General features: G+C 34.5%; 13 protein-coding genes, 3 tRNA genes and 2 rRNA genes. 14 read left to right on the top strand and 4 right to left on the bottom strand.

What is annotated here, in order from left to right; genetic code table 11:
* The 5 genes from A9G35_RS03130 to A9G35_RS03110 all read left to right on the top strand — a co-directional run.
* Window positions 1-482, top strand: a 23S ribosomal RNA gene (locus A9G35_RS03130); the annotation flags it as partial.
* Between the two features lie 157 nt (window positions 483-639).
* A 5S ribosomal RNA gene (gene rrf / locus A9G35_RS03125) occupies window positions 640-755 on the top strand.
* Window positions 756-787: 32 nt separating this feature from the next.
* Window positions 788-864: transfer RNA gene (locus A9G35_RS03120), tRNA-Asp, on the top strand.
* An 8-nt stretch (window positions 865-872) separates the two neighbouring features.
* Window positions 873-948 (top strand) — tRNA-Trp (locus tag A9G35_RS03115).
* Between the two features lie 134 nt (window positions 949-1,082).
* Window positions 1,083-1,421 (top strand): DUF413 domain-containing protein, encoded by a 339-nt coding sequence (locus tag A9G35_RS03110; protein ID WP_065635634.1) that lies wholly within the window; start codon window positions 1,083-1,085, stop codon window positions 1,419-1,421.
* 4 nt (window positions 1,422-1,425) lie between these two features.
* Here A9G35_RS03110 and A9G35_RS03105 read toward each other — a convergent pair whose 3' ends face one another.
* From A9G35_RS03105 to znuC, 3 genes are all read right to left on the bottom strand, one after another.
* Window positions 1,426-2,949 (bottom strand): YifB family Mg chelatase-like AAA ATPase, encoded by a 1,524-nt coding sequence (locus A9G35_RS03105; protein ID WP_065635633.1) that lies wholly within the window; start codon window positions 2,947-2,949, stop codon window positions 1,426-1,428.
* Between the two features lie 123 nt (window positions 2,950-3,072).
* Window positions 3,073-3,873 (bottom strand): zinc ABC transporter permease subunit ZnuB, encoded by an 801-nt coding sequence (gene znuB / locus A9G35_RS03100; RefSeq protein WP_065635632.1) that lies wholly within the window; start codon window positions 3,871-3,873, stop codon window positions 3,073-3,075.
* A gap of 31 nt (window positions 3,874-3,904) precedes the next feature.
* Complete coding sequence (znuC, locus tag A9G35_RS03095; RefSeq protein WP_065635640.1) at window positions 3,905-4,645, bottom strand: zinc ABC transporter ATP-binding protein ZnuC; 741 nt, start codon at window positions 4,643-4,645, stop codon at window positions 3,905-3,907.
* A gap of 96 nt (window positions 4,646-4,741) precedes the next feature.
* Between znuC and znuA the strand changes: the two genes are divergently transcribed.
* The 9 genes from znuA to A9G35_RS03050 all read left to right on the top strand — a co-directional run bounded on the left by znuA (window position 4,742) and on the right by A9G35_RS03050 (window position 16,093).
* Window positions 4,742-5,713 (top strand): zinc ABC transporter substrate-binding protein ZnuA, encoded by a 972-nt coding sequence (gene znuA / locus A9G35_RS03090; protein WP_218057185.1) that lies wholly within the window; start codon window positions 4,742-4,744, stop codon window positions 5,711-5,713.
* Between the two features lie 28 nt (window positions 5,714-5,741).
* Complete coding sequence (gene mepM / locus A9G35_RS03085) at window positions 5,742-7,094, top strand: murein DD-endopeptidase MepM (RefSeq protein WP_065635631.1); 1,353 nt, start codon at window positions 5,742-5,744, stop codon at window positions 7,092-7,094.
* Between the two features lie 128 nt (window positions 7,095-7,222).
* Window positions 7,223-9,547, top strand: coding sequence for a bifunctional glycosyl transferase/transpeptidase (gene mrcB, locus A9G35_RS03080; RefSeq protein ID WP_065635630.1), 2,325 nt, complete (start codon window positions 7,223-7,225; stop codon window positions 9,545-9,547).
* Window positions 9,548-9,557: 10 nt separating this feature from the next.
* Window positions 9,558-10,367: a bifunctional DNA-formamidopyrimidine glycosylase/DNA-(apurinic or apyrimidinic site) lyase gene (mutM, locus tag A9G35_RS03075; protein WP_065635629.1), complete on the top strand. Its 810-nt coding sequence runs from the start codon at window positions 9,558-9,560 to the stop codon at window positions 10,365-10,367.
* Between the two features lie 414 nt (window positions 10,368-10,781).
* A complete protein-coding gene (gene tolB, locus A9G35_RS03070) occupies window positions 10,782-12,077 on the top strand; it encodes a Tol-Pal system beta propeller repeat protein TolB (protein ID WP_065635638.1) in 1,296 nt (431 codons plus the stop codon).
* A 124-nt stretch (window positions 12,078-12,201) separates the two neighbouring features.
* On the top strand, window positions 12,202-12,681 hold the full coding sequence (gene pal / locus A9G35_RS03065; RefSeq protein WP_065635628.1) for a peptidoglycan-associated lipoprotein Pal: 480 nt from the start codon (window positions 12,202-12,204) through the stop codon (window positions 12,679-12,681).
* A gap of 64 nt (window positions 12,682-12,745) precedes the next feature.
* Complete coding sequence (ybgF, locus tag A9G35_RS03060) at window positions 12,746-13,483, top strand: tol-pal system protein YbgF (RefSeq protein WP_081300095.1); 738 nt, start codon at window positions 12,746-12,748, stop codon at window positions 13,481-13,483.
* Between the two features lie 126 nt (window positions 13,484-13,609).
* Window positions 13,610-13,685, top strand: a tRNA-Lys gene (locus A9G35_RS03055).
* 293 nt (window positions 13,686-13,978) lie between these two features.
* Window positions 13,979-16,093, top strand: coding sequence for a TonB-dependent receptor (locus A9G35_RS03050; protein WP_065635627.1), 2,115 nt, complete (start codon window positions 13,979-13,981; stop codon window positions 16,091-16,093).
* Between the two features lie 55 nt (window positions 16,094-16,148).
* Here A9G35_RS03050 and pepT read toward each other — a convergent pair whose 3' ends face one another.
* Window positions 16,149-17,381, bottom strand: a complete 1,233-nt coding sequence (gene pepT, locus A9G35_RS03045) for a peptidase T (RefSeq protein ID WP_065635626.1) — start codon at window positions 17,379-17,381, stop codon at window positions 16,149-16,151.
* Window positions 17,382-17,394: the final 13 nt, after the last annotated feature.

Raw genomic sequence — 17,394 nt, 5'->3', positions numbered from 1 at the left:
ATCGCTCAACGGATAAAAGGTACTCCGGGGATAACAGGCTGATACCGCCCAAGAGTTCATATCGACGGCGGTGTTTGGCACCTCGATGTCGGCTCATCACATCCTGGGGCTGAAGTAGGTCCCAAGGGTACGGCTGTTCGCCGTTTAAAGTGGTACGCGAGCTGGGTTTAGAACGTCGTGAGACAGTTCGGTCCCTATCTGCCATGGGCGTAGGAAAATTGAGAGGGTTTGCTTCTAGTACGAGAGGACCGAAGTGAACGCACCGCTGGTGTACGGGTTGTGATGCCAATTGCATTGCCCGGTAGCTACGTGCGGAATAGATAAGTGCTGAAAGCATCTAAGCACGAAACTAGCCTTGAGATGAGTTTTCCCTGAAGAGATTCAGTAAGGTCCGTTTGAGACTAAGACGTAGATAGGTCAGGTGTGTAAGTGTAGTGATACATTGAGCTAACTGATACTAATGAACCGAGAGTCTTAACCTTACAACTCGGAGTTGTTTTGGGTTACGCAGGAGTTATTGATAGCGTAGAAAAGCATCGATAAACGAAGAAGGATTGATAAAACAGTTTGTTCCGAATTGAGCGATTGATGTCGATATGAGATAATGGACATCAGTTGAGAAAGAGAAGACAGAATATGTCTGGCGGTAATAGCGCGGTGGTCCCACCTGACCCCATGCCGAACTCAGAAGTGAAACGCCGTAGTGCCGATGGTAGTGTGGGTATTACCCATGTGAGAGTAGGGTGCCGCCAGACTTTTAAATTTAATAATACATACCAAATACGGTGGAGCGGTAGTTCAGTTGGTTAGAATACCTGCCTGTCACGCAGGGGGTCGCGGGTTCGAGCCCCGTCCGTTCCGCCATCTTATTTAGGGGCGTAGTTCAATTGGTAGAGCACCGGTCTCCAAAACCGGGTGTTGGGAGTTCGAGACTCTCCGCCCCTGCCAAAAAAACAACTAATTTGATTTAATTTTGTTCATTCAATTACTTTTATTTACATAAATAAAAGAATTTTGTTTACAGAATAACTTAGTTAATTATAATTCCCGCCAACTAATTTTACAACTAAAGGGGATAAAACATGACTGATAGTTTTGTGAGTCAACAACGGTTTTTCGATAGTAAAAATTATCCAAGAGGTTTCTCTCGTCATGGAGATTTCACTATTAAAGAAGCACTCATTTTAGAAAAATATGGCTGTGCTTTTAGAGATCTTGATACAGAAGTAAAAAAACCTACTACTGCTGATGAAAAATCATTTTTAGCCGTTTGTAAAGGCAAAAAAGAACCATCTACCGATTTTGAAAAAACGTGGCTGAAGTATCTTTCTCGTATAAATAAACCAAAACGTTTTCATACCTTATCAGGTGGAAAACCACAAGTTGATGTAATTGACGATTTTGTTGATACCGATGACTAATTTTTTAACCAATATTTTTGTGTAATTGAATTAGTAACCTATCCATAGAACGATAACTTAATGCTTCTGAAATATGTTTTCGTTCTATATCTTTTGATTTATCTAAATCAGCAATTGTGCGCGATACTTTTAATATTCTATGCCATGCTCTAGCAGATAGCCCCAATTTAATTAATGCTTGCTCTAAATATTCACTATTTTCATCTGATAATTGACAATAGCATTGAATCTCTTTTGCACATAATTGACTATTTAATTTATTATTTCTTTTAAATTGAATATTTCTTGCTTGTAAAACACGCTTTTTTACGGTTTCAGTTGATTCTGCTGAAATTGTTTTTTGACTTAATGTTCCTTTGGGTAATAATGGAACTTCAATAGAAATATCAAACCTATCAAGAAATGGACCTGATAGTCTATTTAAATAACGAATAGTCTGTTGTGGAGTTGTTCTATTATGAGTTCCTTGATAATGTCCTGTTGGACTTGGATTCATTGCTGCTATTAGTTGGAACTTTGCGGGAAATTTTATTTTTGCATTGGCTCTTGAAATGATAATTTCACCAGATTCAATAGGCTCTCTCAAAGCGTCTAATACTTTTCGATTAAACTCTGGTAATTCATCTAAAAATAATATCCCATTATGTGCTAGTGAAATCTCTCCAGGTTTAGGTATGGTTCCTCCACCAACTAGTGCTGCAGTTGATGCACTATGGTGTGGTGATCTAAAAGGTCTTTTACGCCAATTTTTGATTGAACCATTTGGGCTAACTAGACTTGTTATTGCTGCACTTTCAAGTGCTTCATCATCAGATAATTGTGGTAATAAAGATGTTAAACGAGTAGCTAACATTGTTTTACCTGTTCCTGGAGGTCCAATTAATAATAAATTGTGTCCACCAGCTGCTGCTATTTCCAATGCTCTCTTGGCGTGTTCTTGTCCGATTATATCTTGTAGGCAGGCTAAATTATTATCAACATCTTGATATTTACGATATTGTACACTCGGTAAATCAATTTGTTTATATAAATATTGACACAGCTCTAATAAGTTGTTTGTAATCAATGTGTTATTTTTATGAATCAATGAAATTTCAGATTGGTTTTCGGCTGAAATTATTAAGGTACGTTTATTCTTTTTAGAAGAAATAGCTGCAGGAATTGCTCCCTTTACCGCTCTAATATTTCCAGATAGCGCTAATTCCCCCAAAAACTCATAATGTGATAAATTTTCTGTTGGAATTTGTTGTGTTGCGGCAAGAATGGCAATAGCTATTGGTAAATCAAAGCGACTTCCTTCTTTAGGTAAATCAGCTGGAGATAAGTTTACTGTTATTTTTTTAGCTGGAAAAGTAAAACCGCTATTAATAATAGCACTTCTCACTCGATCTTTAGATTCTTTAACTGTTGCTTCAGGTAGACCAACTAAAACAAAGCCCGGCATCCCATTGCTAATATGAACTTCAACGTTTATTAAAGGGGCTTGTATTCCAATAGATGCCCGTGTATAAATAATTGCAAGTGACATAATTTATAATCATTAATATAGTGTATTTCACTATTATGATATTAGAAAGATCTTAAGCTAAGTATTAAGCCATTTAATAAATGGGATACATCACACAATAAATAATTTAATTTTGCAATAATTTTAGGATTGTTTATATAAAATCACTTTTGAAATAAATAATGATATAAAAAATAGACAAGTATTGCTTAATACTATTGATGGACCAGTTGGTGTGTCATAAAAAAATGAGAATATTAATCCCGAAATAATTGATAACATACCTATTATAATGGCAATTAACACCATTGCTTCAGGGGTTTTTGAATAATATTTGGCTGTTGCTGCAGGGATGATAAGTAAAGACGTAATAATTAGCGCGCCAACAAATTTCATTGACAGGCCTATTGTTAATGCTAATAATAACACTAAAAACAATTTTGTGAACTGCACATTAATGCCATGACTAAAAGCTAACTCTTCGCTCACAGTAATAAATAAAATGTTATTCCATTTCCAAAAAAATAAAGCACCAATGAGTATGACACAAATAGTAATTTGATAAAGATCTGAGTATGTTACAGATAAAAGATCTCCAAATAGATATCCCATCAAATCAATGCGAATATTTTTCATTAAACTAATTACTACTAATCCAAGTGATAATGCACTATGAGCTAAAATGCCAAGTAAAGTATCAATAGGAAGCTGTTTTTGTGCTTCTAACCAAATCAATCCTAAAGCAAGTAAAATTGTGATAAAAATGACAGCATAAAATAAATTGATATTTAGTAAAAAGCCGAATGAGATCCCAAGCAAAGCTGCATGTGATAAAGTATCACCAAAATAAGACATTCTTCGCCAAACAACAAAAGTACCCAAAGGCCCAGTTATACTAGTTAAACATAGTCCTGCTAACAAAGGAGGCAATAGTAACTCAATCATTATTTTTTTCCATAATTAAGCAAATAGTTTGTTAATTTTTCTCAATAGAATGTTTGCAACAATCATGCAGATGATTGTGATGGTGCTTATAAATAGCGATTTGTGATGCGTTATGTTTACCAAAAAGCGAAATAAACTCTGGGGCATTAGAAACATTCGCAGGTGTACCAGAACAACAAACGTGATGATTTAAACAAATTACCTCATCCGTTTTTGCCATTACTAGATGAAGATCATGAGAAACCATTAAAACACCGCAATTAAACTGTTTTTTTGCGTTAATAATTAAATCATATAATAATACCTGTCCATTGACATCTACTCCTTGAGTTGGTTCATCAAGAATTAATAATTGAGGCTGTTTTGCTAGAGCTTGAGCTAGTAAAACACGTTGTAATTCACCTCCAGATAGTTGATGCATCGATTTGTTCATCAAATATTCAGCTTTTACCATTGATAGCGTATTGATAATGTCTTTATTAGTTAATCGTCTATTTAGATGCATAAAACGTTTGACGGTAATAGGTAGAGCTGAATTTAAATTGATTGATTGTGGTACATAACCAACTGTTAAATTAGGTATACGCGTTATTGTCCCTGATGTATATGAAATCAACCCTAAAATCACTTTTACAAGCGTTGATTTACCTGCGCCATTAGGCCCTAGTATTGTAATAATTTGATTAAGATGAAGTGATAATGAAACATCATATAATATTTTTTGATGGTTAATTTCTACAGAAACATTATTAAGTGAAATTAATGGCGTCATCATATAGCTAAGTACCCTTGCCCGTAAATTTGTTATGTTATATTATAACAATTGATAACTACATTTTATCATACTCTATAAATATAGGATAACTTTGTGAAAAAATATATTCTACTAAATAGTAAGCTATTAGCCTCTTTTTTGATATTTGGCTCATTAGTGTTTGTTCAAAGCTCAATTAATTATGCTAACGCGAAAGTTATTTCATCTGTAAAACCGATAGGTTTTATTACTGAAGCGATTGCTTCAGGGGTAACTGATACAGGCATTTTACTTCCTGATGGCGCCTCCCCTCATACCTATTATTTAAAGCCATCTGATTTAGCTAAACTCAAGTCAGCTGATCTTGTAATTTGGGTTGGTGAAGATATGGAAGTTTTTATGCCAACAGTCCTAAAAAGTATAGATAGGAAAAAACAAATTGAATTAATGAGTGTACCCGAAATCAAATCATTGCTTAGAACTAGTCATGATGAAAATGAGCACGAAGATACTCATTCTCATGATCTTATCAATCAAGATCACCATCACCATCACCATAATCATGGTGAGTATGATGAGCATATTTGGCTTTCACCTAAAATTGCTAAAATTATTGCACAATCAATTCATGATAAGCTTGTTACACTGTATCCAGATAAAAGCACATTAATTGATGAAAATCTAAACGAATTCATCATTAACCTTACAGAAACCGAACAAAACATTGCAAAAAAACTAATTACCGTACAAAATAGAGGGTATTTTGTGTTTCATGATGCCTATGGCTATTTTGAGACGCAGTTCGGATTAAAAAATCTAGGTAGTTTTACTATAAACCCAGCGGTTCAGCCAGGTGTTCAAAAAGTTTATGCAATTCAACAGGAGCTTAAAGAACACCAAGCGGTATGTGTATTTCGAGAACCACAGTTTAGCCCTGCTGTTATTGAAAAATTAGTGAATGGAACAAATGTTCGAATTGGAGAATTGAATCCATTAGGGACAGGAATCGCTCTTTCCAAAGATGCATATTCACAATTTTTATCAAAATTAACACAGCAACTGTTGGATTGTTTAGATAAAAACTAGCTTTAGTAATAAATAGTTAAGGTTAATTTTGGCAAGACAAATAAAATCCCCTGATTTTGAAAAAAATAATTTTAAGATTCCCTATTTTTCAATACTGGGGGGGCTTTTCATTGTGATCTTATTTTCTATTTTGTGGCGTCCACTCAATTTGGATAGAACTGTTTATGTTCCTTTAACACCACAAGTTGAAACTACTGTAACTGATAATATCCATTTTTCTGCTACAGATGATGAAAGCGTTGAGATAGTAAATGGAAAGCCTGCGGTTGTTACGGAATCATCAGATATTCCAGAAGATGAGATCACTAAAGACGAATTAGATGATATTGTTGATGATAAAGATAACTCTGTACAATATACAATCGTACGTGGTGATACTTTGCATGATATCTTACTTCGCTATAATGTTAATCGAAATGATATTTATCAATTAACAACTAAATTTAAGCAACTTGCAAATTTAAGAATAGGACAGCAAATTAGTTGGACAACTGATGAAAATCATAATTTACAAACTTTTAATTGGACAATATCAAGCAATAATATTCGAATTTATGAAAAATTGGATGGTAACTTTATAGAAAGTTCGGAAATAGCTGAGGTTGTACCACAAAATGTTGTTATAAAAGGCGATATTAAATCTAGTTTTGTCGCTGATGCCCGTAAAAGTGGGCTAACAAGTAATGAAATTGCTATAATAACTCGTGCTTTACAGTGGCGTTTAGATTTTCGGCGATTACAGGTTGGTGATAAGTTTTCAGTTGTTTTAACGCGAGAAATGCGTGGTAAAAGTTTATCTAATAGTCAGTTGCTAGGTGTTCGAGTTAAAAATGGAACCAAAGATTATTATGCTATTTTAGCTGATGATGGTAAATATTATGACATCAACAGTAATAGTTTATCTCAAAGCTTTTTTCGTTACCCTTTAGCAAAAAAAGCCCGTGTTTCTTCTGGATTTAACCCCCGTCGTTTACATCCAGTTACAGGACAAATAGCTCCACATAATGGTGTTGATTTTGCTGTATCGCGCGGTACACCCGTATTATCTGTTGGTAATGGTGAAGTAGTAATTGCAAAGTATAGTGGCTCAGCGGGTAACTATATTGCTATTCGGCATGGGCGTCAATATATGACAACTTATATGCACTTGGATAAAATATTAGTCAAACCAGGTCAGCAGGTTAAGCAAGGTGATAAAATCGGGTTATCAGGAAATACAGGTCGTTCCACAGGACCTCATTTGCACTTTGAATTACATATTAATAATAAGCCAGTTAATCCTTTAACAGCAAGTTTACCTATTTCAGAAGGATTAACAGGTAAATCGAAAAAAGCATTTTTGTCAAAAGTGAAAAGTATTAGCTCACAGCTAGAGTTTTAAATTTATGTATTTATTTCATACTTAAATTCCTATTTACTTTAAGTTTTTGACAAAATAAGGGAAAGGTATCACCAAAAAATTATGTTATCATAAGCTAATTTTATTGAATAATAAATGTTAGGTGCACTTTGAACACATCAGCTAAAACAACAAAAAAAAGATCTTCAAAAAAAACTAAAAATCCTACACTGTGGCGCAGATTTTTAGTATTACTGTTTAAGTTATTTCTTGTCTTAGTCCCTGTGGCTATTATTTATGGCATCTATCTTGATCAGCAGATTAAAGAGCGAATTGATGGGAATGTGTGGGAATTACCGGCTGCAGTTTATGGACAAATTATTGATCTTGAACCAGATAGTGAATATAGTCTAAATGATGTGGTAACAATATTAGTTGGTGCGCAATATCGTCAACAAGATACCAAAGCTACTCGTCCAGGCGAATTTATTGTAAGAAATGATGCGGTTGAAATTTATCGTCGACCTTTTACTTTTCCTGATGGTGAAGAGCAAGCTTTTAGAGTCAGAATAACTTTTTATGAAAATCGTATTGATCGTATTACTAATCTAGATTCAGGGCGTGATTTTGGATTGCTTAAGATTGATCCTAAATTAATTACGATGATGCATTCTCCAAATGGTGAACAACGGTTGTTTATTCCATTAAAGAAGTTTCCTGATTCATTATTAAAAACATTAGTCGCAACGGAAGATAAACGTTTTTATGATCATCATGGCGTAAGTTTATACTCTATTGGTCGTGCGATTTTTGTTAATTTAACAACTGGCCGTACTGAAGGTGGAAGTACATTAACTCAGCAAACAGTCAAAAACCTTTTTTTAACTAACGAACGTAGTTTAAGTCGCAAAATACGTGAGGCATATATGGCGTTGATTTTGGATGGCCGTTATAGCAAAGAGCGTATTTTAGAACTTTATTTAAATGAAGTATATTTTGGACAAGCGGGTAGTGAAGAGATCCATGGGTTTCCATTAGCTAGTCTTTACTATTTTGGTCGTCCAGTTAATGAACTTACATTGGATCAGCAAGCAGTGCTGGTTGGTATGGTAAAAGGAGCTTCGCTATATAATCCTTGGACACAACCTCAACAAGTTATAGAACGTCGTAATGTGGTTTTAAAACTCGCTGAGCAGCAAGGTATTATTGACGATGAGCTGTATACTTTATTAAGTCAGCGCCCACTAACAGTTCTACCTAAAGGTGGTGTGATTTCACCACAACCAGCATTTATGCAAGTTGTGCGCAGTGAACTTCGAAAACAATTAGGTGATAAAGCAGATCATTTGTCTGGTATGAAGATTTTTACTACCTTTGATCCTGTGGCTCAATCTGCTGCAGAGCAAGCGGTTACTAATGAAATTGAGAAACTACGTACATCAACCAATAAAGAATTACAAACAGCAATGGTGATTGTGAGTCGCGAGACTGGGGAAATTCGCGCTATTATTGGTAGCGCAGAGCCGCGTTATCCGGGTTATAATCGTGCTTGGTTAACTCAGCGAGCGATTGGTTCATTAGCTAAACCGTCAACTTATTTAACCGCACTTGGACAACCCGATCATTACCAACTTAATACTTGGCTTAACGATAACCCTTTATCGATTAAGCTTGATGGTGGGGGGTATTGGGAACCGAAAAACTATGATCGTAAATTTCGCGATCGTGTTATGTTGGTCGACGCACTAGCGCTTTCACTCAATGTACCTACTGTTAATTTAGGTATGGCATTGGGGCTTGATGCAACAAAGAATACTTTACAAGCGTTGGGCGTACCAGCAGAGCGTATACCTAATTTACCATCAAGGTTACTTGGTGCTTTAGAATTAACACCGTTAGAAACTGCACAGATGTTTCAAACGATAGCTAATAATGGTCAACGTTCTCCACTTTCTATTTTAAGATATGTGTTGACAGATAAAGGCGAGTTAGTTTATCAAAGCTATCCTCAACAACTTCAGGCAGTATCTCAACAATCGGCTTATTTAACGACTTATGCTATGCAACAAGTGGTTAATTCGGGGACATCTCGTTCATTAAAAGCTAAATACGGTTCGTTTAATTTAGCTGCTAAGACAGGAACAAGTAATGATTCTCGTGATAGCTGGTTTACAGGGATTGACGGTAAAAATGTTGCTGTTATTTGGATTGGTTTAGATGATCATTCTCCAATGAAATTGACAGGGGCAACTGGAGCGCTAAAAATTTATAGTGAATATTTACAAAATAACCCACCAAAGAAATTAGTATTGCCACAGCCTCAAAATATTTTTATGGTGCCTATTGATAGTGATGGACAGTGGCAATGTAATGGAAGTGGCATTCGATCTTTACCCGTATGGACGATTAATCCTCAGAGCTTATGTACTGGCAATAAGCAGTCAGTGCCTGCTCAGCAAGCTCCAACTTGGGTTACAGACCTATTAAATAACTAGGGGGAATAATATGCCTGAATTACCGGAAGTTGAAACAAGTCGCCGAGGCATCTTACCGTATTTAAAGGGACAAACTATAGATAAAATTATTGTTCGACAATCTAAATTACGCTGGCCGGTTGATAGGGCTATAAGTAATGCTCATGGACAAGTGATTTTAGATATAAAACGCCGTGCAAAATATTTATTATTACAGCTATCTAACAATTGGATTGTGATTCATTTGGGAATGTCAGGTAGCTTGCGTATTTTACAAAACCGCCAAAAAGCAGAGAAGCACGATCATATCGATCTAGTTTTAGGAAATGGTGTCATATTACGTTATACCGATCCTAGGCGTTTTGGATCTTGGCTTTGGGCAAATTCATTAGGTGAAATATCTCAATTACAACATTTGGGACCAGAGCCTTTAAGCCATGAATTTTCAGCGGAATATCTATTCGAAAAAGCCCGAAATCGTCAAGTACCCATTAAAAGCTGGATTATGGATAACCATATTGTGGTTGGAGTCGGTAATATTTACGCTTCTGAATCGTTATTTATGGCTAAAATTAATCCTAATCGTAAAGTCAACACTTTACAATTTAATGAATTTGAAAGATTGGTTGCTTCCATTAAACAAGTTCTTACCAAATCAATTGAACAAGGCGGAACAACACTAAAGGATTTTCTTCAGTCTGATGGCAAACCTGGATATTTTGCACAGGAGTTACTCGTTTATGGGCGGGATGGCAAGCCATGCCTAATTTGTGGTACAGAAATAAAATCACAAAAAATAGGACAGCGTAATACTTTTTATTGTGAAAATTGCCAAAAATAATGGCATCTTTTTAACCAAAATTCTCACCTCCTTATGGCCACCATCAAAATTATAAACTTTTTGATATATCCGCTCTTTTTCATGTATAAAAATATCTTTTCAAACTCTTTAAACCTTATTTAAATAGGATTAGTATAGGCATCCACAATAGAATAATTTTTTATTATTACTTTGAGTATTTTATATAGTAAAGCCATTATTATTAAACAAATCTTTTTATTTTAAAGACTATGGACTTGTTACCAGATATCGGCTATCTTTCTTGCTACAAAATTGTTTATGTTTTGTAAAGTTTAGTATTTGGAGTTAGCTAACGGCAATATATTAATTTTTAAAGGTTTTATTTTCTGTTTTTTATCGGTTTATGTTTAATTTAACTCAATGTTTCTTGCTTTTATTAAGGAATTTAAGATGATCAAATTCGCTTCTCGCTTTTTGACAACTTGCTTTATTTTATTTTTTACCACAATGGCTAATTCTGAGGTCAGAATTATTATTACTGATGGTGTGAGTTCAGCTAAACCAATCGCTGTTGCCCCATTTAAATGGACTGGTGGTGGAGAAGCTCCACAAATTATTGAAGATATTATTGCTTCTGATTTGCGTAATAGCGGTAAGTTCAATCCTATTGACGTTAATCAAATGCCTCAGAAACCAACAACTGCTTCAGAAATTACCCCTGCGGTATGGAATAATCTTGGGGTTTCTGCCGTTGTAGTTGGCTCAATACAGCCCGATGCTTCTGGAAAATATCTTATAAATTATCAATTAGTAGATATAGTTAATCGACCTGGTGCAGTTTTATCACAAAATCAATTTTCTATTGAAAAACGTTGGGTTCGTTATGCTGCTCATACTGCAAGCGATGAGATCTTTGAATCATTAACAGGTATTAAGGGAGCATTTAGAACGAGAATTGCTTATGTTGTTAAAACTACTAAAGGACCTTTTTCTCACGAATTAAGAGTATCTGATTATGATGGATATGATCAAATTACTGTTCATCGTTCTAAAGAACCTTTAATGTCGCCTACATGGTCGCCAGATGGTAAAAAAATTGCTTATGTAACTTTTGAGGGTGGTCATTCTTCGTTAGTTTTAAAAACATTGAACAGTGGTGCTGTTCAAACAATAGCTTCTTTCCCTCAACACAATGGCGCACCGGCGTTTTCCCCAGATGGTAGTAAATTGGCATTTGCTTTATCTAAAAGTGGTAGCTTAAATTTATATATGATGGATTTAAGCAGTAAAAAAATTACTCAAATTACTTCAAGCCGTAGTAATGATACTGAACCTTCTTGGATGCCTGATAATCAAACTATTGTTTACACTTCTGACCAAGCGGGTCGCCCTCAGTTATACAGTATCAATATTAATACAGGTCAATCGCAAAGAATAACGTGGGATAATACGCAAAATCAGAATGCAAGGGTGTCACCAGATGGTTCTTTTATTGCTATGATTTCAACTAATAATGGTGAGCAACATATTACTCGGTATGATATGGATACAAAAACCTATCAACGTTTAACTGATACTTTTCTAGATGAAACTCCAAGTATTGCACCAAATGGTACAATGATCATTTATAGTTCATCGCAAGGGTTAGGTACAATTTTAAATCTGGTGTCTACTGATGGTAATTTCAAAGCAAGGTTACCAGCAACAGATGGGCAAGTAAAATTCCCTGCTTGGTCACCATATTTATAAGAATGATTCGAAAAAACAATATTAAAATTGTGTAAAATTTAAGGTCGTTATAATATATACCTCTAATCTTATTAGGCCGGTTATATATAAATAATAATTTATTTAAACAAAAGGAGTTTATACAATGCAATTTTCTAAATTTCTTAAAGTAGCTGCGGTTACTTTACCTTTAATCGCTATAACAGCTTGTTCATCTAATAAAAGTCACAACACGGGTGGAAATTTAAATGGTGCTTTATCAAAAGAAGCTTTAGAACAACTTCAAAAATTAGAACAAATCAATACAGTATATTTTGATTTTGATAAATACAATGTTAAATCTGAATATGAAACTTTGTTAAATGCACACGCTGTATTTATTCGCTCAACTAATATAAAAGTTGTTATTGAAGGCCATGCTGATGAACGTGGAACCCCAGAGTATAACATTGCATTAGGTGAACGTCGTGCGGCAGCTGTTAAATCATACCTACAAGGTAATGGAGCTTCAGCAAGTCAAATGGAAATCGTTTCTTACGGTAAAGAAAAGCCGGCTGTGTTAGGTCATGATGAAGCCTCTTATGCTAAAAATCGTCGTGCTGTTGTAACCTATGTTGGTTATTAATTGTATCTTATAACGGCTGATTATTCAGCCGTTATTTATTCTGAGTTCATCGCGAGTTTAAAAAATGCATAAAAAAACACTCACATTGTTCTTATTTGTTTTGTTCACTGGTTATGGCTGTTCTGCAGGTAGTTCTGATGTAGATAGAACAGTTCAAGCTCAAGGTCAATTATTGATTGAAAATCAACAGAAAATTAGCGATTTACAAGCTGATGTAGATACGCTTCGTGGTCAGTTAGAAGAAACAAAATATCAACTTAATCAAGTAATTGAACGTCAAAAAATGATTTTCCAACAAATTGGTAATAGTTCTGGATTTTCACCAAATCCTAGTTCTGATTCCCAACAAGATAATTCATCTCAATCTATAAATCTTGATTCGCCAACCTCTTCATCAAATTTGTCAGATTGGAGAGCTTCAGGAGATGAAAAAGTTGATTACAATTTTATAATACAGTTTGTTAATGAGGCTCAACAAAATAGTGAGTCGATCGCCGCATTTCAAAAGTATCTGCAGGCTTATCCAAAGTCTAGGTATCGAGCCAACGTTAATTATTGGCTTGGTCAACTTTTATATAAACAAAGTAAAAAAGACGACGCTTCATTTTATTATGCCACTGTAGTAAAAAATTTCCCATCTTCTCCTAAAGCTGCAGATAGTCTTTATAAAATAGGGTTAATCTTACTTGATAAAGGCGACTCCAAGAAAGCTAAAACAGTTTTTCAACAAGTGGTAAATAAATATCCAAAAGATAAGAGTATAGTTGATCGTGCTAAGAAAAAATTAGCATCTTTAAAATAAAGTGTATAAATAACCAACTATCGTGTAAGAATAGTAATAAAAAGGGTTGCGTAGCGTTATAATTATAAGTATCATACCACCCCGTAGTAACTTGTAGTATCCAATCTAAACTGATATTTATCAAATGGGTCGTTAGCTCAGTCGGTAGAGCAGCGGACTTTTAATCCGTTGGTCGAGCGTTCGAATCGCTCACGACCCACCATTATTTATACTATCTATTTATATTATTCCTAAGCAAATCAGCTAAATTTTAAAATACTCAATTCTCGATCTATTAACAATCAAAGCGTTATACATAATTCATTTCTCATAATTTATTCATCTTTTATTAATTACGTCAACTTTTCATAAATAATAAAATTATCAATAAAGTATAAAAAGCATTAAGTAAAAATGGTTAAAAAATATAAAATAGGTTGTAAATGAAAATGATAACTATTATCATGCGTGTTACATAAAATTAATAAAACACAACAAAAGATAATAGGATAAACAATGAAATTAGTTAATCAATTAACCATACTGGGTTTATTAAGTACAGTCCCTTTTGTTACTTTCGCACAAGAAGAAAAAGATGACACTAATATTGAAACTATGAAGGTTGTTGCAACAATTAAGGACAATAATGATCAACGAATAAAAAAATCATCAACAGCAACTAAAATGCCTTTTAATATTAAAGATATTCCGCAAACCATTAATTCTGTTAATCTTGAACAAGAAAAAACATACGGAAAAAATGATCTTAGTGTAATAGTCAACAAAATACCCGGAGTCGATGCGACCTATGATATGCGTGATGAAGGTATAAAAATTCGTGGTTTTTCTGCTAGTTCTGGAGATATCTATCGTGATGGTGTTCGCGCAAGTGGACAGGTTAGGCAAAGCACAGCAAATATCGAACGCATTGAAATATTAAAAGGTCCTGCATCGGCGCTTTATGGTCGAGGTTCAGGTGGAGGAATCATTAATATGATTAGTAAACAAGCTAATTTTGACTCACCAACAACGTTAAGTTTACGAAGTGGTTCGTGGGATAAATATGGCGGTATGCTTGATATCAATCATATTTTACATGACAAACTTGCGATGCGTATGACGATTGATCATCAATCAGATCGTAGTTTTCGCAAAGGAATAAAACAAAGAGATATAATGATTTCGCCAAGTATACTTTATGATAATTTGGATGGATTTAATTGGTTAGTGCAATATACCCATGATAATTTATGGCGTAGACCAGATAGAGCGCCAGCTTATTATGAATTACCTAAAGGTGTATCATTAAAAACGGCATATGCTCACCCTGATGACTATGTAAAAGATAATTTTAAATCATTACGTTCAGTCATGGGGTTTGAATTTAATTATGACTGGTCAATTAAACTGACCAATTTATACCGTAAAGCTAGTCAAAACTTTGATCATATTTATGGTGGTAGTTATTGTGATTTGAATGGTAAACTGAGCAATGGCAAAGCATGCAATTACCAAGGCAAATTGCAATTTAGACGTGCTTGGCAAGAAACCGCCAACATAACTTATAGTAATACAATTGACTTAATAGGTAAATTTAATACAGCAAGCATTACTCATGATATGTTAGTCGGTATTGAATATAACATAGAAAAACGTCAACCAAGATTAGCTTTGACTAGTGCCTATCCTGAATTGGTTGATCCATTTCACCCCCATTGGCACACTACAAAACCACATTATAATAAATTAAATACTAAAACTAATCACAAAGCGACATCCCAAGGACTTTATTGGCAAGATTTAATCAGTTTTACAAACCAATGGAAAATGTTAACTGGGTTACGTTACGATAATTATAAATTTGCATCAAATGATAAATTAAAACACCAACACCGATCTTACGATGGCCACTCGTTAAGTCCTAGGATAGGTTTAATCTGGCAACCTATAGAGTCACAAAGTGTCTATTCTTCTTATAGTAAGAATTTTTCTCCTTATGGTGGACGAGGACTTATTACACTTTCTACAGACTCAAAAACAGTCTATGACAATAAACCTCAATATTCACGACAATATGAGATTGGTATCAAAAGCGATTGGTTAAATGATAAGTTTTCTTCGCAAATTGCTGTTTATGATCTTGAATTATACAATGTTCGCTATCAACCTGATTCAGTTAACGATCCTTATAATTGGCAGGTCAGAGGAAGTGATCGCAGTCAAGGTATTGAATTAAGTGTTATTGGTGAGTTGATGCCAAAATGGTATATCAACAGCGGCATTGGTTATCAACAAGCTAAAGTTCATAAAGATAAAAAAGTACCCGCTAATAAAGGAAAATATTTATCTAATACAGCCAAAAATAGCGGTTATTTAAGTGTCCGTTACTTACCTTATGAAAATTGGTTTACAGAATTAGAAATCAATTATAAAGGTTCAATGTATAGTGATGATAAAAATCAACATAAACGTTCTGGATATGCCGTTTGGAATAGTGCGGTTGGTTATCAAGCAAAATCTTATGATATAACGCTATCATTAACCAATTTATTAGGAAAAGAATATTGGCGTTCAAACAGCATGCCAAGCACACCAAGAGCCTTTTTGTTGACGACAAGTTATAAATTATAACTAAAAATAAAAATAAAAAGAGGGAGTTGCCTCCCTCTTACTTTCAGAAATATGATTAACCTTTAGCCGAAAGCTCAATAATTTTCATGGTAACTTCAAATGATTTCAGAAATGATGATAATGGTAAAAATTCAAAGCAAGAATGGAAGTTATGAGCACCAGTAAAGTAATTGGGTGTTGTAAGCCCTCTTGCTGAAAGTGCTGAACCATCTGTTCCACCACGCATTGCAATTGTTTTTGGTTGAATATTAAGAAGTTCAAATGATTGATAAATTAAATCAATACAGCGACGGTCATCACCTAAATAATTAGCAATATTGCTATAAGTATCGGTGATTTTACATTCAATTTTAGCTCTTGGATACTTAAGCTTAATAAGATCGACGACTTTTTGAATATAAGCTTTACGCGATTCATATTTAGCTAAATCAAAATCACGAATACTCATTTTTAATGTTGTTGTGCTTTGATTACCCACAATATCATTAAACCAAAAATAACCTTCTTTACCCTCAGTATGTTCAGGCGTTTCAAAGCTATCAAAACAGTTGATAATATCATTAGCAACCCGAATAGGATTGATTAACACATTCTTAGCCGACATTGGGTGAGCCGAAACTCCCGCAATCTCAATAGTGACAGAGCCAGCATTAAACGTCTCATACACAACCTCGCCCAGTTCACAACAATCAATAGTATAAGCAAAATCAGGTTTAAAACGATTTAAATCAAGTTTTTTAGCACCATTTAAGCCGACTTCTTCATCTGGAACAAAAGCCACATAGATATCACCATGAGAACAATTTTGTTGTTGTAACTGATCTAATATAGTCATCACGACAGCAATAGCCGCTTTATTATCTGCACCAAGTACACTAGTACCGTCTGTTACAATCAATTCATCATTCAGATATTTATTCAGCTCAGGGTGTTCATCAACTTTAAACCAAATATTCTTCTCTTTATTTAAAAGAATATCTTGCCCTGTAAAAGTAACGCGTTGCGGATTGATTTTATCTGATAAAGCAACATCGACAGTATCAAGATGAGCAACATAACCAATTTTTGGTGCATTAGGATTATTGCCTGGTAATTTTGCTGTAACAATGCTGTGCTCATCAAGGTGAACATCTTGTAAATTAAGCGCGATCAATTCTTGTTGAAGTTGCTTAGCTAATTCAGTTTGCCCAGGCGTAGAAGGCACATGAGCGCAACCAAAAGTACTTTGGCTTGGTATACTGACATAACGCAAAAAACGCTCAACTAATTGTTCAGTAATATTCATCATATTTTGACTCCTC

This window comes from Gilliamella sp. Choc5-1, assembly GCF_001690595.1.
Classification (GTDB): Bacteria; Pseudomonadota; Gammaproteobacteria; order Enterobacterales; family Orbaceae; genus Gilliamella; species Gilliamella apicola_M.
This window is presented reverse-complemented; position numbering and strand designations above follow the sequence as displayed.